At 60.9% G+C, this 21,034-nt stretch carries 17 protein-coding genes; 10 read left to right on the plus strand and 7 right to left on the minus strand.

All coding sequences use genetic code 11. From position 1 onward, the window contains the following. The first annotated feature begins 103 nt into the window (after positions 1–103). The 8 genes from AACU78_RS06940 (at position 104) to pqqE (ending at position 8,398) form a co-directional block, all read left to right on the plus strand. A complete protein-coding gene (locus tag AACU78_RS06940) occupies positions 104–1,786 on the plus strand; it encodes a flavin monoamine oxidase family protein (RefSeq protein ID WP_106576069.1) in 1,683 nt (560 codons plus the stop codon). 10 nt (positions 1,787–1,796) lie between these two features. After that, the gene (locus AACU78_RS06945) at positions 1,797–2,591 is read left to right on the plus strand and encodes a carbon-nitrogen hydrolase family protein (RefSeq protein ID WP_106575535.1); all 795 of its coding nucleotides are present in this window, start codon (positions 1,797–1,799) and stop codon (positions 2,589–2,591) included. A 59-nt stretch (positions 2,592–2,650) separates the two neighbouring features. Further along, complete coding sequence (gene pqqF, locus AACU78_RS06950; RefSeq protein ID WP_106575536.1) at positions 2,651–5,026, plus strand: pyrroloquinoline quinone biosynthesis protein PqqF; 2,376 nt, start codon at positions 2,651–2,653, stop codon at positions 5,024–5,026. 155 nt (positions 5,027–5,181) lie between these two features. After that, positions 5,182–5,256: a pyrroloquinoline quinone precursor peptide PqqA gene (gene pqqA, locus AACU78_RS06955; RefSeq protein ID WP_003194766.1), complete on the plus strand. Its 75-nt coding sequence runs from the start codon at positions 5,182–5,184 to the stop codon at positions 5,254–5,256. 71 nt (positions 5,257–5,327) lie between these two features. Beyond that, positions 5,328–6,239: a pyrroloquinoline quinone biosynthesis protein PqqB gene (pqqB, locus tag AACU78_RS06960; RefSeq protein WP_106575537.1), complete on the plus strand. Its 912-nt coding sequence runs from the start codon at positions 5,328–5,330 to the stop codon at positions 6,237–6,239. Between the two features lie 11 nt (positions 6,240–6,250). After that, positions 6,251–7,003 (plus strand): pyrroloquinoline-quinone synthase PqqC, encoded by a 753-nt coding sequence (gene pqqC / locus AACU78_RS06965; RefSeq protein WP_106575538.1) that lies wholly within the window; start codon positions 6,251–6,253, stop codon positions 7,001–7,003. Then, positions 7,000–7,275 carry a pyrroloquinoline quinone biosynthesis peptide chaperone PqqD gene (gene pqqD / locus AACU78_RS06970; RefSeq protein WP_017138041.1) on the plus strand — a complete coding sequence of 92 codons (276 nt, stop codon included), beginning with the start codon at positions 7,000–7,002 and terminating at the stop codon, positions 7,273–7,275. Before pqqC ends, pqqD begins: the two co-directional genes overlap by 4 nt. Continuing rightward, positions 7,247–8,398 carry a pyrroloquinoline quinone biosynthesis protein PqqE gene (gene pqqE, locus AACU78_RS06975; RefSeq protein WP_106575539.1) on the plus strand — a complete coding sequence of 384 codons (1,152 nt, stop codon included), beginning with the start codon at positions 7,247–7,249 and terminating at the stop codon, positions 8,396–8,398. The genes pqqD and pqqE overlap by 29 nt, the downstream gene beginning before the upstream one ends. A 5-nt stretch (positions 8,399–8,403) precedes the next feature. On the opposite strand, the gene AACU78_RS06980 is transcribed toward pqqE, so the two are convergent. Both AACU78_RS06980 and AACU78_RS06985 read right to left on the minus strand, forming a co-directional pair. Beyond that, positions 8,404–8,562 carry a YqaE/Pmp3 family membrane protein gene (locus tag AACU78_RS06980; RefSeq protein WP_010207008.1) on the minus strand — a complete coding sequence of 53 codons (159 nt, stop codon included), beginning with the start codon at positions 8,560–8,562 and terminating at the stop codon, positions 8,404–8,406. A 180-nt stretch (positions 8,563–8,742) separates the two neighbouring features. Beyond that, a complete protein-coding gene (locus tag AACU78_RS06985) occupies positions 8,743–10,005 on the minus strand; it encodes an aspartate aminotransferase family protein (protein WP_106575540.1) in 1,263 nt (420 codons plus the stop codon). Positions 10,006–10,214: 209 nt separating this feature from the next. Here AACU78_RS06985 and AACU78_RS06990 point away from each other — a divergent pair, with 209 nt between their 5' ends. Beyond that, positions 10,215–11,114, plus strand: a complete 900-nt coding sequence (locus AACU78_RS06990; protein ID WP_106575541.1) for a LysR family transcriptional regulator — start codon at positions 10,215–10,217, stop codon at positions 11,112–11,114. A gap of 226 nt (positions 11,115–11,340) precedes the next feature. Here AACU78_RS06990 and AACU78_RS06995 read toward each other — a convergent pair whose 3' ends face one another. The 3 genes from AACU78_RS06995 to AACU78_RS07005 form a co-directional block, all read right to left on the minus strand. Next, complete coding sequence (locus AACU78_RS06995; protein WP_106575542.1) at positions 11,341–13,119, minus strand: acyl-CoA dehydrogenase C-terminal domain-containing protein; 1,779 nt, start codon at positions 13,117–13,119, stop codon at positions 11,341–11,343. Between the two features lie 260 nt (positions 13,120–13,379). Further along, positions 13,380–15,149 carry an acyl-CoA dehydrogenase C-terminal domain-containing protein gene (locus AACU78_RS07000; RefSeq protein WP_106575543.1) on the minus strand — a complete coding sequence of 590 codons (1,770 nt, stop codon included), beginning with the start codon at positions 15,147–15,149 and terminating at the stop codon, positions 13,380–13,382. A 90-nt stretch (positions 15,150–15,239) separates the two neighbouring features. Then, positions 15,240–16,529, minus strand: coding sequence for a GGDEF domain-containing protein (locus tag AACU78_RS07005; RefSeq protein ID WP_106575544.1), 1,290 nt, complete (start codon positions 16,527–16,529; stop codon positions 15,240–15,242). 318 nt (positions 16,530–16,847) lie between these two features. On the opposite strand from AACU78_RS07005, the gene AACU78_RS07010 reads away from it, so the two are divergent. Then, positions 16,848–18,443: a hypothetical protein gene (locus AACU78_RS07010; protein WP_106575545.1), complete on the plus strand. Its 1,596-nt coding sequence runs from the start codon at positions 16,848–16,850 to the stop codon at positions 18,441–18,443. Positions 18,444–18,519: 76 nt separating this feature from the next. Here the strand turns inward: AACU78_RS07010 and AACU78_RS07015 are convergent, their stop codons facing one another. Both AACU78_RS07015 and AACU78_RS07020 read right to left on the minus strand, forming a co-directional pair. After that, positions 18,520–20,325, minus strand: a complete 1,806-nt coding sequence (locus tag AACU78_RS07015) for a phenylacyl-CoA dehydrogenase (protein ID WP_106575546.1) — start codon at positions 20,323–20,325, stop codon at positions 18,520–18,522. A gap of 351 nt (positions 20,326–20,676) precedes the next feature. Beyond that, positions 20,677–20,958, minus strand: a complete 282-nt coding sequence (locus tag AACU78_RS07020) for a pyrroloquinoline quinone biosynthesis protein PqqE (protein WP_106575547.1) — start codon at positions 20,956–20,958, stop codon at positions 20,677–20,679. Positions 20,959–21,034 lie beyond the last annotated feature (76 nt).

The following is a 21,034-nucleotide window of genomic DNA, read 5'->3' on the forward strand; positions in this document are numbered from 1 at the left end:
AACGCTACGCTCCCTAAACTGGCTGCCATCTTTTCCTATACTCAACGGGCCACATCCCGCCGAGTCGCCAGTAAGGTCAGCCATGAGCATTCCGTCCAGCACCATCAGCAAGACCCATCGCCACCCCGCCGACGGTAAAAAACCCATCACCATCTTCGGCCCGGACTTTCCGTTTGCCTTTGATGACTGGATTGAGCATCCGGCCGGCCTGGGCAGTATTCCGGCCGCCAACCATGGCGCTGAGGTGGCGATTGTCGGTGCGGGGATCGCGGGTCTTGTGGCCGCTTACGAGCTGATGAAGCTGGGCCTCAAGCCGGTGGTGTACGAAGCCTCGAAGATGGGCGGTCGCTTGCGCTCCCAGGCGTTTGAAGGGGCGGAGGGCATCATCGCCGAGTTGGGCGGCATGCGTTTTCCGGTGTCGTCGACCGCGTTCTACCACTATGTGGACAAGCTGGGCCTGGAGACCAAACCCTTCCCCAACCCGCTGACGCCGGCCTCCGGTAGCACGGTGATCGACCTGGAAGGCCAGACCCACTACGCACAAAAACTCTCGGACTTGCCGGTGCTGTTCCAGGAAGTTGCCGACGCCTGGGCCGATGCATTGGAAGCCGGTTCGCAGTTCGGTGACATCCAGCAAGCCATCCGCGACCGCGACGTGCCGCGCCTCAAAGCGCTGTGGAACAAGCTCGTGCCGCTGTGGGACGACCGCACCTTCTATGACTTCGTCGCCACATCCAAGGCCTTTGCCAAACTCTCGTTCGCGCACCGCGAAGTGTTTGGCCAGGTAGGTTTCGGCACGGGTGGCTGGGACTCGGATTTCCCCAACTCGATGCTGGAAATCTTCCGCGTGGTGATGACCAATTGCGACGACCACCAGCACCTGGTGGTCGGCGGCGTGGCGCAAGTGCCCATGGGCATCTGGCGCCATGTGCCACAGCGTTGTGCGCACTGGCCGGCCGGCACCAGCCTCAGCTCGTTGCATCGCGGCGCGCCGCGGGCCGGTGTGAGCCGCATAGCCCACGCCGCCGATGGCCGCTTCGCCGTGACCGACAACTACGGCGATACCCGTGAATACGCCGCCGTGCTGACCACCTGCCAAAGCTGGCTGTTAACCACCCAGATCGAATGCGACGAAACCCTGTTCTCGCAGAAAATGTGGATGGCCCTGGACCGCACGCGCTACATGCAATCGTCGAAAACCTTCGTGATGGTCGACCGCCCGTTCTGGAAAGACAAAGACCCGGAAACCGGTCGCGACCTGATGAGCATGACGCTCACCGATCGCCTGACCCGTGGCACCTACCTGTTCGACAACGGCGACGACAAGCCCGGCGTGATTTGCCTGTCGTATTCGTGGATGAGCGACGCGCTGAAAATGCTCCCGCAGCCCATCGACAAGCGGGTGAAACTGGCCCTCGACGCACTGAAAAAGATCTACCCGAAAGTCGACATCAAGGCGCGCATCATCGGCGACCCGATCACTGTGTCGTGGGAAGCCGACCCGCATTTCCTCGGGGCTTTCAAGGGCGCGTTGCCCGGCCACTATCGCTACAACCAGCGGATGTATGCGCACTTCATGCAGAAGGACATGCCCGCCGAACAACGCGGGATTTTCATCGCCGGTGACGACGTGTCCTGGACGCCTGCCTGGGTCGAAGGCGCGGTGCAAACCTCGCTCAACGCGGTGTGGGGCATCATGACCCACTTCGGCGGCAGCACGCATCCCGAGAACCCAGGGCCAGGTGATGTCTTTGACGAAATCGGCCCGATCGCCCTGGCCGATTAAGGAGTTGAGCATGCGCATTGCCCTGTACCAATGCCCGCCGCTGCCACTGGATGTGGCCGGTAACCTCAAGCGCCTGCACCAACTGGCGCATGAGGCCTCGGATGCCGATGTGCTGGTGCTGCCGGAGATGTTTCTCAGCGGCTACAACATCGGCGCCGAAGCGGTCGGCGCCCTTGCCGAACCTCAGGATGGGCCATCCGCGCAAGCGATTGCCACACTGGCCAAAAGCGCCGGGCTGGCGATTTTGTACGGCTACCCGGAGCGGGCCGAGGACGGGCAGATCTACAACGCCGTGCAGTTGATCGACGCCCACGGCCAGCGCCTGTGCAACTACCGCAAGACCCACTTGTTTGGCGACCTGGACCACTCGATGTTCAGTGCCGGGGAAGATGATTTCCCGGTGGTGGAATTGAACGGCTGGAAGCTTGGCTTCTTGATCTGCTACGACCTGGAGTTTCCGGAAAATACCCGTCGCCTGGCGCTGGCCGGTGCCGAGCTGATCCTGGTGCCGACTGCCAATATGGTGCCATTCGACTTTATCGCCGACGTCACCGTGCGGGCGCGGGCCTTTGAAAACCAGTGTTATGTGGCCTACGCCAACTACTGCGGGCAGGAAGGCGAGATTCAGTATTGCGGACAAAGCAGCATCGCCGCGCCGAATGGCCAGCGCATCGCCCAGGCCGGGCTGGATGAGACGTTGATCGTCGGTGCGCTGGACCGCCAGTCCATCCTCGACGCCCGCGCCGCCAACCACTACCTGCAAGACCGCCGCCCGGAGCTGTACGGCGCACTGCACAAGCCCTGACCCAGCCGGTTCGTCAGCGGTTTGATAACATGGCCACCTCCTACGTTTCGGAAGTGCCCATGCCTGCGCCGGCCCACCCTCATCACCTTCACCTGACCCTGGCCAATGGCCTGCGGGTTTCCCTGCGCCATGCGTCACGTCTGAAGCGTTGCGCTGCGGTGCTGCGCGTGGCTGCCGGCAGCCATGACGTGCCCTTGGCCTGGCCGGGTCTGGCGCACTTTCTTGAGCATTTGTTGTTTCTCGGCACACAGCGTTTTCCTGCACATGAAGGGCTGATGGCCTACGTGCAGCGCCATGGCGGGCAGGTCAACGCGAGTACCCAGGAGCGTACGACGGACTTTTTCTTTGAATTGCCGCTGGCGACCTTTGCCGACGGGCTGGAGCGCCTGGCAGACATGTTGGCCCACCCGCGCCTGGCAATTGAAGACCAGTTGCGTGAGCGCGAAGTGTTGCACGCAGAGTTTGTTGCATGGTCCCAGGATACCCAGGCGCAGCAACAGGTCGCGCTGCTGGAGGGCTTGGCCGCCAATCACCCACTGCGCGGCTTTCACGCCGGCAACCGAGACAGCCTGCCGGTGGAGCGTGAGGCTTTTCAGCAAGCACTGCGCGCATTTCACACGCACTTCTATCAGAGCGGGCAGATGACGTTGAGCCTGGCCGGCCCGCAGCCGCTGGACGAGCTGCAAGCCTTGGCGCAGCGATTCAGCGAGGTATTGGCCTGCGGACCTTTGCACCCACAGGCCGAGCCGCCTGCGCTGTTGCCCGATCAAGCCGTGAGTTACCAATACACCGCCGATAATCATCGGCACCACGTCATTGCCTGTGACGTGCCCCGCGAAGCGTTGGATTTTCTCTGCACCTGGCTGAACGCCTCAGCGCCCGGCGGGTTACTGGCCGAGCTGCAGACGCGAAACCTGGCCCATGCACTGCGCGCGTCCGTGCTGTATCACTTCGCCGGGCAAGCGCTGCTGGATATCGACTTTTTCCTCATCGCTCAAGACGGGTCGGCTACTCAGATCGAAACGCTATTGCACGACTGGCTGAGCTTTTTCGCACAGAGCGACTGGACGCCGTTGCGAGAAGAGTTCGCCTTGCTGAACGCTCGCCAGCAGCAAATCCAGGGCGCCCTGGCCCTGGCTCGGAACGACAGCGAGGCTCTATCGGAACAGGGCGTGGCGGCCCTGAAGAACCTGCTCGAGTCACTGCACCTGCCGCCCTCCGAGCACGCTTGGCAGTTGCCGCCCAATAACCCCTTTCTGCGCCCAGCGGTCAAGCAAGAGCGCGCCGGCCTGATTCGCGGCCAGACCAGCGCCCACCGTGGCTTGCGCACGTTCGCCCAGGATCGCTCGCGGGGACGACGGGAAGTGGCGGCGCTGACTTTCAGTCAGGCCTTGGCGGATAGCACCGATGAAGGCGCGCTGTACCTGCAATGGCGCTTTGATTCGTTGGTACCCGCAGGCCTGGAAAATGCGTTGCAGCCGTTGCGTGAGCAGGCGCGTCAGGCGGGCGTCGAATTGGCCTTCGAAACCCTCGCCAATGACTGGCGGGTGAAAATAGTCGGCCTTCACCAACCAATCGCGGCTGTGGTCGAGGCGCTGGCGCTTAACCTGAGCCAGTTCGGTGGGCCGCTGTTGTCACCCGCACAAACACCGATGATTGCCATTCGGGAACTGCTCAAGGCGTTGCCTGCCTGCTGTGCCGGCATCGCTTCCGGGGCCGGCGAGACGCCAGCGTCATGGACCACCGCACGCTGGCAGGGCCTGGGAACAGGTTTGCCCGCCGCCAGTGAAGCGGCGATCAAAACCGCAGCCACGCGATTGCCAGGCCAGCCGGCAAGCTTCGAACACACGCCGAAAACCCTCGACGGCCAGCGACTCTGGCACGAAGTGAACACCGATGCCCGCGAAGCCGCGTTGCTGCTGTTTTGCCCAACGCCAAGCCAATCCCTGGCCGATGAAGCGGCATGGCGACTGCTCGGGCATCTGCTTGAGGGGCCGTTTTACCAAAAACTGCGGGTCGAACTGCAAGTCGGCTACGCCGTTTTCAGCGGCATCCGACAGATCAACGGGCAAACCGGCCTGCTGTTTGGCGTGCAATCCCCAAGCGTTTCCTTGGCCGGGATCTTCGAGCACGTGAAGACCTTCCTGGCGCAGCTTCCGACGTTGATCGACAACAGCGCCGAACTGGGCAACCAAACCCTGGCAGAGCAATTCACGGCCCAGGCATTACCGCTCGCCCAAGCCGCCGAGCTGCTCTGGCAGGCGCAGTTGGCTGGCCATTCGTCGGGTTATCTGACGCCGCTTCAGCAGCTGATCCAAACCTGCACGCGCGAGGATCTGCAACGTGCCGCAGGGCAGCTCAATGACGCTGCAGGCGGTTGGCGCTGTGTGGCCAACGGCCCGCCCATCGACGGTTCCTGGCAAACGGCAGGCTGATCATTGCTGGCCCTGCAAAAGGCTTTTGCCATCAAGACAGCGCTAACTTGAAAAGAATTGCGTAACATTCATACGCACACCTCTGAACATCTCCGATTGGAGGTGGACTATATGTATGAGTAGTGAACGTCCCATCCCTTCGTAGGAGTATGAATATGACCTGGTCCAAGCCTGCTTACACTGATCTGCGTATCGGTTTCGAAGTCACCATGTACTTCGCCAGCCGTTGATTGGCTGAGTAATACAACGCCTCGGTTCGCCCGGGGCGTTTTTGTTTTGAGCTTTGCGTGATGGAGCAATCATGTTTGTCCAGATTCTAGGTTCCGCCGCCGGCGGTGGCTTCCCGCAGTGGAACTGCAACTGCGTGAACTGCGCAGGTTTTCGTGACGGCAGCCTGCGGGCCCAGGCGCGCACTCAGTCGTCCATCGCGATCTCCGACGATGGCGTGAATTGGGTACTGTGCAACGCTTCGCCGGATATCCGCGCGCAACTGCAAGGCTTCGCCCCGATGCAACCCGGCCGCGCGCTGCGCGATACCGGTATCAGCGCGATCATCCTGATGGACAGCCAGATCGACCACACCACCGGCCTGTTGAGCCTGCGCGAAGGCTGCCCGCACCAGGTGTGGTGCACCGACATGGTCCATGAAGATTTGAGTACCGGTTTCCCGCTGTTCACCATGCTCACGCACTGGAACGGCGGCCTGGCCTGGAACCGCATCGAGCTGGACGCCAGCTTCACCATCCCGGCCTGCCCCAACCTGCGTTTCACGCCGCTGCCGTTGCGCAGCGCCGCGCCGCCCTACTCGCCGCACCGCTTCGACCCGCACCCAGGCGACAACATCGGCCTGATCGTCGAAGACCTGCGCACCGGCGGCAAACTGTTTTACGCCCCTGGGCTGGGCAAGGTCGACGCGCCGTTGCTGGAGATCATGGCCGGCAGCGATTGCTTGCTGGTGGATGGCACGATGTGGGACGACGATGAAATGCAGCGCCGTGGCGTCGGCACCCGCACCGGTCGCGAGATGGGCCACCTGGCTCAGAACGGCCCCGGCGGCATGCTCGAAGTGCTGGAGCAGTTGCCCGAGCAGCGCAAGGTGCTGATCCACATCAACAACACCAACCCGATCCTCGATGAAGACTCCCCCGAACGCGCCGAGCTGGCACGGCGTAACGTCGAAGTGGCTTACGACGGCATGAGCATTGAATTGTAGGAGCAGACCACATGACTGACACACCGCTGACGCCCGCCGAGTTCGAGCATGCCTTGCGTGCCAAGGGCGCCTTTTACCATATCCATCACCCGTACCACGTGGCGATGTATGAAGGCCGCGCCACCCGCGAGCAGATCCAGGGTTGGGTCGCCAACCGTTTCTACTATCAGGTGAATATCCCGCTGAAAGACGCCGCGATCCTGGCCAATTGCCCGGACCGTGAAATCCGTCGCGAATGGATCCAGCGCCTGCTCGACCACGACGGTGCTCCCGGCGAAGACGGCGGCATTGAAGCCTGGTTGCGTCTGGGCCAGGCCGTTGGTCTGGACCCGGACCAGCTGCGGTCCCAGGAACTGGTGCTGCCCGGCGTGCGTTTTGCCGTGGATGCCTACGTCAACTTTGCCCGCCGTGCCAGTTGGCAGGAAGCCGCCAGCAGCTCGTTGACCGAGCTGTTCGCGCCGCAGATCCACCAGTCGCGCCTCGACAGCTGGCCGCAGCACTATCCGTGGATCGACCCAACCGGTTATGAGTATTTCCGCACTCGCCTGGGCCAGGCCCGTCGCGATGTGGAGCACGGTTTGGCGATCACGTTGCAGCACTACACCACTCGCGAAGGTCAGGAGCGCATGCTGGAGATTCTCCAGTTCAAACTCGACATTTTGTGGAGCATGCTGGATGCCATGAGCATGGCCTACGAACTGAACCGCCCGCCGTATCACAGCGTGACTGATCAGCGTGTATGGCATAAAGGGATCACCCTATGAGCTTTGATCGCAGCAGAACACCGACCTGGCGCCAGGGCTATCGCTACCAGTACGAGCCCGCGCAAAAAGGCCACGTATTGCTCTACCCCGAAGGCATGATCAAGCTCAACGACAGCGCAGCGTTGATCGGTGGTCTGATCGATGGTGAACGCGACGTGGCTGCCATCATCGCTGAGCTGGATAAACAATTCCCCGGCGTACCTGAACTCGGTCAAGACATCGAGGATTTCATGGAGGTCGCCCGTGCTGAGCACTGGATCGAACTTGCCTGAAAAGCCACCTGTTGGCCTGCCGCTGTGGCTGCTCGCCGAGCTGACTTACCGTTGCCCGTTGCAATGCCCGTACTGCTCAAATCCGCTGGATTTCGCCGAGCAGGGCAAGGAGCTGAGCACTGAGCAATGGATCAAAGTGTTTCGCGAAGCCCGGGAGATGGGCGCGGCACAACTGGGGTTCTCCGGCGGTGAACCGCTGGTACGCCAGGACCTCGCCGAACTGATTGCCGAAGCGCGCAAGCTGGGCTTCTACACCAACCTGATCACCTCCGGCATCGGCCTCACCGAGCAGAAAATCAGCGACTTCAAGAAAGCCGGCCTGGACCATATCCAGATCAGCTTCCAAGCCAGCGACGAGCAAGTGAACAACCTGCTGGCCGGGTCGAAAAAAGCCTTCGCGCAAAAGCTGGAAATGGCCCGCGCGGTAAAGGCGCATGGCTATCCGATGGTGCTGAACTTCGTCACGCATCGGCACAATATCGACAAGATCGACCGCATCATCGAACTGTGCATCGCACTGGAAGCAGACTTCGTCGAGCTCGCTACCTGCCAGTTCTACGGTTGGGCGCAGCTCAATCGTGTGGGGTTGTTGCCGACCAAAGAACAGCTGGTGCGCGCCGAACGCATCACCAACGAATACCGGGCCAAGCTCGAAGCCGAAGGTCACCCGTGCAAGCTGATCTTCGTTACACCGGACTACTACGAAGAACGCCCAAAAGCCTGCATGAACGGCTGGGGCAGTATCTTTCTTACAGTAACGCCGGACGGCACTGCCCTGCCCTGCCACGGTGCCCGACAAATGCCGGTGCAATTTCCCAACGTGCGCGACCACAGCATGCAGCACATCTGGTACGACTCGTTTGGCTTCAACCGCTTTCGCGGCTACGACTGGATGCCCGAGCCATGCCGTTCATGCGATGAAAAGGAAAAGGACTTCGGCGGCTGCCGCTGCCAGGCGTTCATGCTCACCGGCGACGCGAGCAACGCCGACCCGGTGTGCAGCAAGTCCGAGCAGCACGGCATCATCCTGCAAGCGCGGGAAGAAGCCGAGCACGCCACCCAAACCATCGAGCAATTGGCCTTTCGCAACGAGCGCAACTCGCGGCTCATTGCAAAAGGCTGACAGTTTTAGCGTTTGGCGATGATGTACACGGCGTGGATGATGCCCGGGAAGTAACCGCACAGGGTCAGCAGGATGTTCAGCCAGAACGCGCCGGCGAAACCCACTTGCAGGAACACACCCAGTGGCGGCAGCAGAATGGCGATGATGATGCGAATGATGTCCATGGGTCAGCTCCAGAAAGTCGGCTCGTGTGAGCCGTGTAGCTAATCGACCTTGAGCATTCGTGAGGGTTCAGTGGATCTGGCACTGGGCCACCTTGAAGTGCGCAGACAAAAAAACGCCCCCAGCCAAAAGAATCAGGCTGAGGGCGCCGCGTAGGCCGCGAGACGGTTCTGGAATGTGGGTTAAACGGCGATGCCCTTGCGGCATTGCAACTGCGCGGTGCGCACTCGGGAGAAGGCGCGAGCCAGGCGTAGAAGCATTTCGTCGATATTGCTTTTGCTGACCGTCAAGGCTGGGGTGAAGCGCAGGCAGTTGGGTTGCGGGGCGTTAAGGATCAATCCTTCGTGCAATGCTGCTTTTACGACGGCATCTGCAGAATCATCCGACAACGTCAGGCCCCACATCAGCCCATGGCCGCGCAATTGGCCGTGGTCGTAGCGATAAGCCAGGCGGGCAAGGCCTTCGCCAAGGTAAAGGCCGAACTCGCGCACTTGCTCCAGAAAGCCCTCCTCCACCACCGTCTTCAGTACCGCCTCCCCGGCCGCTGCCATCAACGCGTTGCCATGGTGGGTGCCATCCAGCTCGCCCACCTCGAAGCAACAAGCCTTGCCGCGCGCCAGCAGGGCCGCCAACGGCACGCCGCCGCCCAGGCCTTTGCCAAGGGTGATGATGTCGGCGCGCACGCCGTACTGTTGTTCGACGAGCAAGGTGCCGCAACGGCCGATCCCGGTGTGCACTTCATCGAGAATCAGCAGGATTCCCAGCTCGCGACACAGGCGTTCAACACCTTTGAGGTAGTGCTCGGTGGCGGGGATAACGCCGGCTGCGCCCTGAATCGGCTCCAGCATGATGGCCACGGTCTGCGCATCCACCGCCGCGTGCAACGCGGGCAGGTCGTTGAAAGGCACATGGCTGAAACCCGGCAATTGCGGTTCAAAACGGTTGCCACCCGCCCCCGTCGAAGCCGCCATCGCCGCGAAACTGCGGCCATGGCAACCGGTGCTGGCGCTGATGATGTGGTACGCGCCGCCGCGGTGCTGTTGGCCCCATTTACGCGCCAGCTTGATCGCGGCTTCGCAGGCTTCAGCGCCGCTATTAAGCAGGTATCCCTGATCACTGCCCGTGTGATGGCACAACCGGTCGACGAGGTTCAGTTGGGGGCGATTGTGCAAGCCATTGCCGGGGTTGATCAGCGCCTGAGTCTGATCGGCGAGGGCCTTGACCAGCACCTGCGGGCTGTGGCCCAGGCTGTTGGCGGCGCTGCCCTGACTGAAATCAAGGTACGCACGGTCGTCGCTGTCCCAGAGCCAGGAGCCCTGGCCGCGCACGAAGACCTGCGCAGGCCTTGCAACGGTGGGCATCAGGGCATCGCTGGGCAGATCCTCGTGCGGCGCGTCGAGGATCAGATCGTCCAGACTTGGTGCAGGGCGGCGAAACAGATTCACACCTCACCCCCAATGGCAACCTGACCTTGGTCGCAATCCTCTACAAAGACTGCCTTGAGGTTTTTTGTCTTGCCTATGTAAACGCCATCAACATAAACGCTATTCATTGCCAGATCCGGCCCTGTAAGCCTTGCGAATAGGCGCTAGACTAGGCGTCTCGGGGCCCACCGGCCATTTCGATTTTCCAGCTTTTTCGATAAGTAAGTCTTATGGATTTCAAGCAACTGCGTTATTTCGTCGCGGTGTATGAGGAAGGCCATGTGGGCCGCGCTGCGGAGCGTCTGTCGATCTCACAACCAGCCCTGTCGCAACAGATTCGCCAATTGGAGCAGAACCTGGATGTGAGCCTGTTCGAGCGCAGCAGCAAGCGCCTGCTGCCGACGCTGGCCGCGCATACCTTGTACAACCACGCATTGCCGCTGCTCGACGGTATGCAACAAGCCGTCGAAGCCTTGCGCAACTTCAAGGGCCAGGCCATGCGCACTCTGGCCATCGGCGTGCTGCAAACAGTGCACACCAGCCTGGTCCCGCAAATGCTTGAGCGCGTGCGCAAGGCCCAGCCGCATCTGGTGGTGCAGATCTACGAATTGACCGGCCTGGAGATTGAACGGCGCTTGCTCAATGGCTCGCTGGACATCGGCATCAGCTACCTGCCGCCGCGCCAGCCAGGGCTGCACGGCGTGCTGTTGTATGAAGACGAATTGAAGGTGGTAATCCCCGAAGACCATCCCCTGCGCGAATTCAAGAAGGTTTCGCTGAAACAGGCGGCCGAATTACCGATGCTGCTACTGGGAGAGGAGTTTCAGGTGCGGCAGATCTGGCAGGGCCAGCTCGCCAACCTCGGGCGCCGCCCACAGGTGCAGGCCGAACTGAATACCATGGTCGGGATTCTCGACAGCCTGCCCCATACCAAACTGGCCACGGTACTGCCCGGGCGCTCCCAGGATGAGCACAACAGCAAGGCGCTGCTGTGGAAACCCTTGAGCGAGCCCAGGGTGGCGCTGAAAGTGGGCCTGGTGTGCCGCGACGTACAGCGCCAGCAAGCAACGGTGGCGTTATTGCGCACGCTGCTGGAAGACGTGATGAATGCCCCGGAGGCGCCTGCCTAACTTTTTCGCGGGCAAAAGAAAACCCCGCCGAAGCGGGGTTTTGCAGACTGTTTCCCTGACATCCATTTCACTCCGCCGTCCTGGCAGAATCCTACGTGTCCGTGTTGTTGCTTTGCGCTTCCTGCGCGACGTCCATGTGAAGTAGATTATCCGTGGATCCAATTTGGCGATAGAGGACGAATAGCAGCACGTCATGTAAGAGAATGCTTACACGCCCTCCAAGCCCTTAGAACAGTGCCTCATCCAGCAAAAACAGTGATTCGCTACCGGCTTTTACCGACGCACTCAGCGAATGGATACGCGGCAGCAGGCGCGCAAAGTAGAAACGCGCCGTGCCCAGCTTGCTCGCGTAGAAGTCTTCCTCCGACTCTTTGCCCCACGCAGCCTTCGCTATGCGGGCCCACATATAGGCGTACGCCATGTAGCCAAAGGCGTGCAGGTATTCCACCGACGCTGCACCGATTTCATTCGGGTTGGTCTTGGCGCGGTCCAGCACCCAGGCGGTCAACTCATCCAGGTTGTCCACCGCCGCGCTCAGCGGACGGGTGAACTCACCCAGTTGGGCGCCCGCGGTGGCAATGAACTGACGGATCTCGTCAGCGAACAAGGTATAGAACGCGCCGTTGCTGCCGACAATCTTGCGGCCCATCAAGTCCAGCGCCTGAATGCCGTTGGTGCCTTCGTAGATCTGAGTGATGCGCACATCACGCACCAGTTGCTCCTGGCCCCACTCGCGAATGTAGCCGTGGCCGCCAAACACTTGCTGACCGAGCACGGTGGTTTCCAGGCCCAGGTCGCTGAGGAACGCCTTGGCGACGGGCGTCAACAGTGCCACCAGATTGTCCGCACGCTCACGGGCGGCGGCGTCCTCGCTGAACTTGGCGATGTCCAATTGCGTTGCCACGTACGTGGAGAACGCGCGGCCGCCTTCATTCGCAGCCTTCATGGTCAGCAGCATACGGCGCACGTCCGGATGCACGATGATCGGGTCGGCCACTTTGTCTTTAGCCTGGGCGCCGGTCGGTGCGCGGCTTTGCAGGCGATCACGCGCATATTCGATCGCGTTCTGATAAGAGCGCTCGCCGGATGCCAGCCCCTGGATACCCACCCCCAGACGCTCGTAATTCATCATGGTGAACATCGCCGCCAACCCACGGTTCGGCTCGCCCACCAGGTAACCCACGGCTTCGTCGAAGTTCATCACGCAGGTCGCAGACGCCTGAATGCCCATCTTGTGTTCGATCGAGCCACAGCTCACCGGGTTACGCGCGCCCAGGCTGCCGTCGGCATTGACCATGAATTTGGGCACCAGGAACAGCGAGATGCCTTTGGGACCGGCCGGCGCATCGGGCAGCTTGGCAAGCACCAGATGGATAATGTTTTCGGTGAGGTCGTGTTCGCCACCAGTGATGAAGATCTTGGTGCCGCTGATGGTGTAGGAACCGTCCGCCTGCGGCTCAGCCTTGGTGCGGATAATTCCCAGGTCGGTGCCCGCGTGTGCTTCAGTCAGGCACATGGAGCCGGCCCACTCGCCGGAATACATCTTCGGCAAGTAGGTGGCCTTGAGTGCTTCACTGGCGTGAGTGTTGATCGACACGCAGGCGCCAGAGGTCAGCATCGGATACAGGCCAAACGCCAGGCTCGACGAGTTGATCATTTCCTCGACCTGGGCCGACACCGCCTTGGGCATGCCCATGCCGCCAAATACAGGGTCGCCGCCTACACCCACCCAGCCACCTTCGGCGTAGGTTTTGTAGGCCTGGGGGAAACCATCCGGCGTGCTGACCACGGTATCGGCCCAACGGCAGCCTTGCTCGTCGCCATTGCGGCTCAGCGGGGCGATGGATTTGGCAGTGACCTTGCCGGCCTCCTCAAGGATCGCCTCGACGGTTTCGGCATCCACGGTGTCTGCCAATGCCGGCAATTGGGCCCAAGTCGTGGCGACCTCAAAGACTTCGTTGAGGACGAAGCGCATATCACGCAGCGGCGCTTTGTAATCAGCCATGGCAAACCTCGTGAGAACGTGAAAAGTAAGTCGGTAGGATCGGTTTTACAGGCTCCGAGTGTACCCGAACAACTTTTCAGACACATAGGGTCCGTTCGTGACTATTAAGTATTTATAAGTCACGCACAGATCTAATGCAGGAGCTGGCTTGCCTGCGATGGCATCACCGCCGTTTCACTGACCTACCGAGGTGACTGCATCTCAGGCAAGCCAGCTCCCACACAAGCCCGCACACAGTTACCTGCAGAACAATCAGCCGCCTACAGTGCAAACAACTGAGCAGGCAGGCTCATCAGGCACTCGCTGCCCGCCTCCACCGCGGCCCGGTGCATGGCCGTGCGCGGCAGCAAACGCTTAAAGTAGAAGTCGCAGGTCGCCAACTTAGCCTGGGCAAACTCGGTGTCGTCCTGGGCTTGAGCCGCTATCGCCATCCGCAACCACAGGTAGGCCAGGATCACGTAACCGCTGTACATCAAGTAATCCACAGCCGCCGCGCCCACTTCGTCGGGGTTTTTCATGGCGGCCATGCCGACCTTCATTGTCAGCTCGCCCCATTGCTGGTTCAGTTGATCGAGTTGCGCCACATGGGCCATGAGCTGCGGGTGCTCGGCATTTGCCGCGCAGAATTTATGCACGATTTTGGTAAAACCACGCAGCAGCTTGCCCTGGCTACCCAGCACCTTGCGCCCCAGCAGGTCGAGCGCCTGGATGCCATTGGTGCCTTCATAGATCGGCGCGATCCGCGCATCGCGTGCCAGCTGTTCCATGCCCCATTCGCGAATATAGCCGTGACCGCCGAATACCTGCATGCCGTGGTTGGTCACCTCCAGGCCCGTGTCGGTCATAAAGGCTTTGCAGATCGGCGTGAGAAACGCCAACAGGTCTTCAGCCTCCTGGCGCTGGCCCGCGTCGTTGCTCAGGTGCGCGGTGTCGAGCAATTGCGCGGTGAAATACGCCAGCGCGCGGTTGCCTTCGTTGAAGGCTTTCATGGTCAGCAACATGCGGCGTACATCAGCGTGCACGATGATGGGGTCGGCGGCCTTTTCCGGGGCTTTGGCGCCGGTCAGCGAGCGCATTTGCAGGCGATCACTGGCGTATTTGACCGCGCCCTGGAAGCTCGCCTCGCCATTGCACAGGCCCTGCATGCCGGTCCCCAGCCGTGCGTGGTTCATCATGGTGAACATGCAGTTGAGGCCTTTATTCGCCTCACCAATCAGAAACCCCTTGGCACCGTCGAAGTTGAGCACGCACGTGGCCGAGGCCTTGATGCCCATCTTGTGCTCGATGGAGCCGCAGTGCACCGCGTTGCGCTCACCCGAGTCGGCATGGAACTTGGGCACGATAAACAGCGAGATACCTTTGGTGCCCGCCGGCGCATCCGGCAGTTTGGCCAGCACCAAGTGGATGATGTTCGCACTCAGGTCATGCTCGCCGGCCGAGATGAAGATCTTACTGCCGGTGACCGCATAACTACCGTCGGCCTGGGGCACGGCGCGGGTCTTGATCAGCCCCAGGTCGGTGCCGCAGTGGGCTTCGGTCAGGCACATGGTGCCGGTCCATTCGCCAGCGGTGAGTTTGGTCAGGTAGGTGGCTTTCTGCTCCTCGGTGCCATGGGCGTGGATCGCCGACATTGCGCCATGGGTCAGCCCCGGGTACATGCCCCAGGACGTGTTGCTGGAGCCGATCATTTCGCTCAACACCAGCCCCAGCGAGTGCGGCAAGCCTTGCCCACCGTAGGCGGGGTCCGCTGCCACGCCGTGCCAGCCGCCTTCCACGTACTGGGCGAAAGCTTGCTTGAAGCCCTTGGGTGTGGTGACCACGCCATTGTCGAAATGGCAGCCTTCCTCATCGCCGCTGCGATTAAGCGGCGCAAGCACGTTTTCGCAGAATTTGGCGCCTTCTTCGAGGATCGCACTGACCATATCCGGGCTGGCGTCTGTGGCGCCGAGGGCCGCGTAGTGGCCGTGGAAATCAAACACGTTGTCGATCAGAAAGCGCATGTCGCGCAGGGGAGCTTTGTAGTCAGGCATGGCGATGTCTCCGGCAGCAGATGGTTTAAACCTACTGCCGGCCACGGTCTCGGACAATCACTGTAGAACCGCTGAATACGTCGCCATCACTCAACCGGCAGCACTCGCCATGCGCACCGCGCCACGCCGGGTTTGCCCGGCCGCGACCACGCAGTTACGTCCGGCGCCCTTGGCGGCATAAAGCGCCTCGTCGGCGGATTTGAGCACTTCTTCCGGGGTGCGCTGTTCGGCCTGGCGCTCGGCCACACCGATGCTGACGGTTACCGACACACTCGACGCGCCGCTGCCCGCGCGGCGTTGGCGGCCCTGCTGGTCGTCATGAGGGCGGTCGGGGTTGCGCAGCTTGATGTCGTAGTGGGCGATGATCTCGCGAATTTCTTCGAGGTGCGGCATGCACTCATCCAGCGTCTTGCCGGCGAAGACCACCGCAAACTCTTCACCGCCGTAGCGGTAGGCACGCCCGCCGCCATTGACCTTGGAGAGTTTGCTGGCGACCAGGCGCAATACCTGGTCGCCGACGTCATGACCGTGGGTGTCGTTGAAACGCTTGAAGTGATCGACGTCACTCATCGCCAACACATAGTTGCGCCCCAGACGCTGCATGCGTTCATTGAGCGCACGGCGGCCCGGCAAGCCGGTCAGTTCGTCACGGAAGGCCATTTGATACGCCTCATGCGCCACGCCCGCGGCGATCATCAGCATCACCTGGCTGCACATGATGTTCAGGGTAAAGGGCAGGATAAAGGTCTGCGGCAACATCCAGAACAGCCCGAGCAAGCCAACCAGTTGCGCGGCATGCAACGGGCGCGGCTGATACCAGTACTGCGCCGCCAGGGTGACAAATCCGATCAGGAACATGGGGTACGACAGCTGGATCAGGCTCATCCAGCTGCCGTGCAAGGCCGGCCAGCGAATCTCCGCCAGCCAGCTCAACAGGGCTTGCGGGAAGCTTTGCTCAAGCGCCAGGGCCACGCTGCCGACTGCGATGAGCACGGCGCAACGGGCCACGAAATCGCGAAACAGGTGGGTTTTCTCCTGCCACATCGCGTAGATACTGAACAATAACGGCAGCAACAGGCAGCACAGATGAAACACCACCGCCGCGTCTTCCCGGACTCGGCCATTGTCGCGGTAGTAATCGGTCTGGGTGTCCAACAGGAAATAAACGACGTACACCGTGATCATCAGAAACAGTTCACGCTGGCGCCGATACACCGCGCAATACGAGCCGCCCAGCAGCAGCACCAAGGTCGGCAGCACGTTGAAGAGCGAGGTGAAGAACACATTGAGGTCCTTCACGTACGCAGCCGACAGCCCCGCCAGCAGTAACAGCAGTGAAGGTAGGAAATGACTGAAACGTACAGCGGACGCGCGTGACAAGGGTAAAGCTCCGACCCACTCAAAAAGATGGCACAGTGCCTTCACTGCGCACAGTTAAGCACATTCAATGTGAGGTGTATCACATTGCCATCACTTTAACGGCCGCTCGGCCTAATCCCTGAGTGTTGCGCTGCGGTTTTTTTTTACATGCCATTGCGCAATAAAAGAGGCGGATGCAATGCGCAGGCCACCTCGTACTGTCAGTTATGACAGTAGTCGTCGAGGGAATTGGCATGTTTACTTGCGCGTACCACTCAATACCGCCCAGCGAGTATTCGGGACAGAGAGTGTCCCTTAAACACGAGGGGAGTGACCCTCATGGAAACCTTGGTATCCGAACTCGTGAGCACCAGCTCTCAGTTCCTGATTCGTAACGCAATACCCGCGCTGCCGCCCCTGATCGTGGTGGATGCTCTGCCCGGGACGGGCGGCATGGTGCCTCTGACGACGGCAGAACGTGACCTGCGCATTCGGATTCCAGCGTTGCCGCAGCCCGGGCCTGCCGGGGCCCAGCCCACTATCCGGGTGTACGCCGAACTGCCCCCGCCGCATGAACACCAAGTCATCGCGTACCTCCGGTTGCCGTCTTACCCCACAGCAGACATTGATATGCCAGTGCCGCGCCGCTTCGTGAGCAGTGAGGGCGATTATCTGCTGACCTACATCCTGGAAGCCGGCGACAACGTGCTGTGTGCCACTGCCAGCACGCCGCTGCGGGTGCATAAAACGCCACCTTTTGGTTACCTGACCATCACACCGCCAGCCCCGCTGCTGCCATTGAACCTGGCGACTGCCATGATTACCGAAGAGTATCTGGCCAGCAATGACCCGGTTGTCTTCCGGATTCCCGAGCACGCAGAGATCAACACCCAGGTCGCGCTGAGGGTCATTCCCTACTACGGCATTACCGACCGGCACATGCAGTTTCCGTTTGCACCTCCGGGCCCCGTTACCTTGCCCGACTATCCGGCCCCGCGCGTGCTCTCCATACCGGCCTCCGTGATTCGCGAACGCGGCAACGGCCTCATGCAACTGACCTACCGCTTCCTGGACCGACTGGGCAACCGCTCTCGTGATTCGTTGATTCTGGAACTCAGGGTCGCGCTGCAACTGACCCCTTCAAACATTGCCGCTCCGCGCGTGACACAGGCGATTGCGCCCGACAACACGGTGACTCAGGCCGATATCGACCTGAGCGGGCAAGGCGGGATGGAGGTTTGGCTGGACAGTGTCACCAATTTGCAGATCAACGACGCTGTGGCCGTTGTCGTGGGCACGAATACCGTCTTGGCGCCACCTGTGGTTTACGTGGGCCAACCACTGCCGCTGCGCCTTGTGATCACGACGGCGCAATTACTGGCCATCCTTCCGGGCGCCGCCAGCAACAACACGCCCACCCAGATAAAATTCCGGATCACCCGGGGGACCACCTTCGTGGAGGGACCTACCAGGAATATCATCCTGAACTTCTCGCCGTTGATGACGCTGGCGCAGCCGCAGGTGCTTAACCTTATCGGCGGCAATCTCACCTGCGCCTCGCCACAGCCTACGAGCCTGACCTTTCTAAACCGGTCTATCGGTGTATTTATCCCTCCCTCTGCGCTGTTGCGTGCCAACACGGCGGGAACATTGACGTGCGTAATGAGCCGTCAGGATGACGGTTCAATCCCCATTGCGCCCCCACTGACGTTCCCGATTGTGTGGGCTGCCTCGGCTTCCACCACCGGGCAAACCGTGTACCTGCAGTATTCGGCCACTATGCGGGTGATCGGCAGGGGCATCATGTACCTCAGCTACACGACGCAAAATGCAGCCGGGCAATTGCTTCAGTCGCCACCGACGGACATTCCAGTCAGGGGCGTTTTGCCGGGCAACACCTATTGCGACGGCGCGCCTTTTATCCCGACACCTTAAGCGCCGCGTTGCTGGCCCCCACAAAAAAGCCGCCGCTCCCGGAAGAGCGGCGGCTTTTTCATGAACCCGCCGAGGCTTAGTAGCCCAGGTCGAAGTTCTCTTCTTTCATGTCCATCAGGTTGTTGGCGCCCGACAGCATGGTTGCAACGTGAGTGCGGGTACGCGGCAGAATGCGCTGGAAGTAGAAGCGCGCGGTCTGCAGCTTGGCGGTGTAAAACGCCTCTTCGGTGGTGCCGGCAGCCAGTTTCTCGGCCGCCAGGCGTGCCATGTCGGCCCAGAAGTAAGCCAGGCACGCGTAGCCGGAATACATCAGGTAATCCACCGAAGCAGCACCGACTTCTTCACGGTCTTTCATCGCGGCCATGCCGACCTTCATGGTCAACTCGCCCCACTCTTTGTTCAGCGCGGCCAGCGGTGCGACGAATTCCTTCACGGCTTCGTTGCCTTCGTTGGCCTGGCAGAACTTGTGCACGATCTTGGTGAAGCCCTTGAGCGCCTCGCCTTGAGTCATCAACACTTTACGGCCGAGCAGGTCCAGCGCCTGAATACCGGTGGTGCCTTCGTACAGCATCGAAATGCGGCTGTCGCGAACGTTCTGCTCCATGCCCCACTCGGCAATGAAGCCGTGGCCGCCGTAGATTTGCACGCCGTGGTTGGCGGATTCAAAACCGACTTCGGTCATGAACGCCTTGGCGATCGGGGTCATGAAGGCCAGCAGGGCATCGGCCTGCTTCTTCGCTTCGTCATCGGTACCGTATTTGACGATGTCCACTTGCTTGGCGGTGAAGTACACCATCGCACGGTTGCCTTCGGCGAAGGCTTTCATGGTCAGCAGCATGCGGCGCACGTCGGGGTGCACGATGATCGGGTCAGCGGCTTTGTCCGGTGCTTTCGGGCCGGTCAGCGAACGCATTTGCAGGCGATCGCGAGCGTATTTCAGGCCGCCCTGGAAACCGATTTCGGCGTGGGACAAGCCCTGCAGCGCAGTGCCCAGGCGCGCGGTGTTCATGAAGGTGAACATGCAGTTCAGGCCTTTGTTCGCCGGGCCGATCAGGAAACCGGTGGCCGCGTCGAAGTTCATCACGCAGGTGGCGTTGCCGTGGATGCCCATCTTGTGTTCCAGGGAACCACAGGACACCGCGTTGCGCTCGCCAATCGAACCGTCTGCGTTTGGCAGGAATTTAGGCACGATAAACAGCGAAATGCCTTTGGTGCCAGCCGGTGCGTCCGGCAGGCGGGCCAGCACGATGTGGACGATGTTGTCGGCCATGTCGTGTTCACCGGCCGAGATGAAGATCTTGGTGCCGGAGACTTTGTAGGAACCGTCGGCCTGAGGCTCAGCCTTGGTGCGCAACATGCCCAGGTCGGTGCCGCAATGGGGTTCGGTCAGGCACATGGTGCCGGTCCACTCGCCCGAGACCAGTTTGGTCAGGTAGGCATTTTGCTGCTCAGGGGTGCCGTGCTCGGAGATGGTGTTCATCGCACCGTGCGACAGGCCCGGGTACATGCCCCACGACCAGTTGGCAGCACCAACCATTTCGCTGACTGCAAGGCCCAGGGATTCCGGCAGGCCTTGGCCGCCGTGCTCCACGTCGTGGGCCAGGCTTGGCCAGCCGCCTTCAACGAACTGTTTGTAGGCTTCTTTGAAACCCGTCGGGGTCTTAACGCCTGACTCGCTCCAGGTACAGCCTTCGATGTCGCCCACGCGGTTCAACGGTGCCAGCACTTGCTCACAGAACTTGGCGCCTTCTTCGAGGATGGCGTCAACCATGTCCGGGGTAGCGTCCTGGCAAGCCGGCAGGCTCTGATAGTGCGCTTCATAACCGAGCAGTTCGTCACGAACGAAGCGAATATCACGCAAGGGGGCCTTGTAGTCAGGCATAGCGATAAACCTCTGCTGATGTATCTGGGATGAACAACCGCGTGGATGCGTTGTGGCGGTCAAACAGGTGTTTGAAACATACGTTTACGACTTGGGGTTGTCAAGCATCGTCCAGACGCCATTTGTCATGACGCGGATCAACGGCGCGCACGGCAAGGCCTGCGGCGGGTTGCCACAGCAAAAAGGAGTTTAGAAGTTAGAGAGGGCGAAGCGAGACAAATGTGGGAGCTGGCTTGCCTGCGATAGCATCACCGCGGTCTACCCGTAATACCGGGGTGCATGCATCGCAGGCAAGGCAGCTCCCACACAAGCCAGCTCCCAAAAGAAAGCCGGCGGATCTAGAGAAAGGGATTAAGCGTAGGTGTCGATCAGCGTGCCCAGCATTTCGTCCGAAGCCTTGGCGACTTTAGCGCCCAGCTCGACTTGAAACTTGCCTTGGGCCATTTCAACCATGTTGCTCGCCGAGTTGGATGGCTGGGCACGGTCGTTGGCTTGTAGACGGTCACTTTGTGCGTCTGAGGGCTGGGTGGTCGCGGCGCCGGCGATTTTACCGGCCGACTGGTCGACGCGGTTCTGCCCGGCCTGAATCGTGCTCAGCCCCGAATAAAACGCGCTGCTTCCAGAGATTTCCATGGCGTAAGCCTGCCTTTAGAGAATCGTGAACCTGAATTGAAGCAGACATCCCGGCAAAACGCCCGTCAAAAACACT

It is taken from the genome of Pseudomonas sp. R9.37 (assembly GCF_963878885.1).
Taxonomy (GTDB): Bacteria; Pseudomonadota; Gammaproteobacteria; order Pseudomonadales; family Pseudomonadaceae; genus Aquipseudomonas.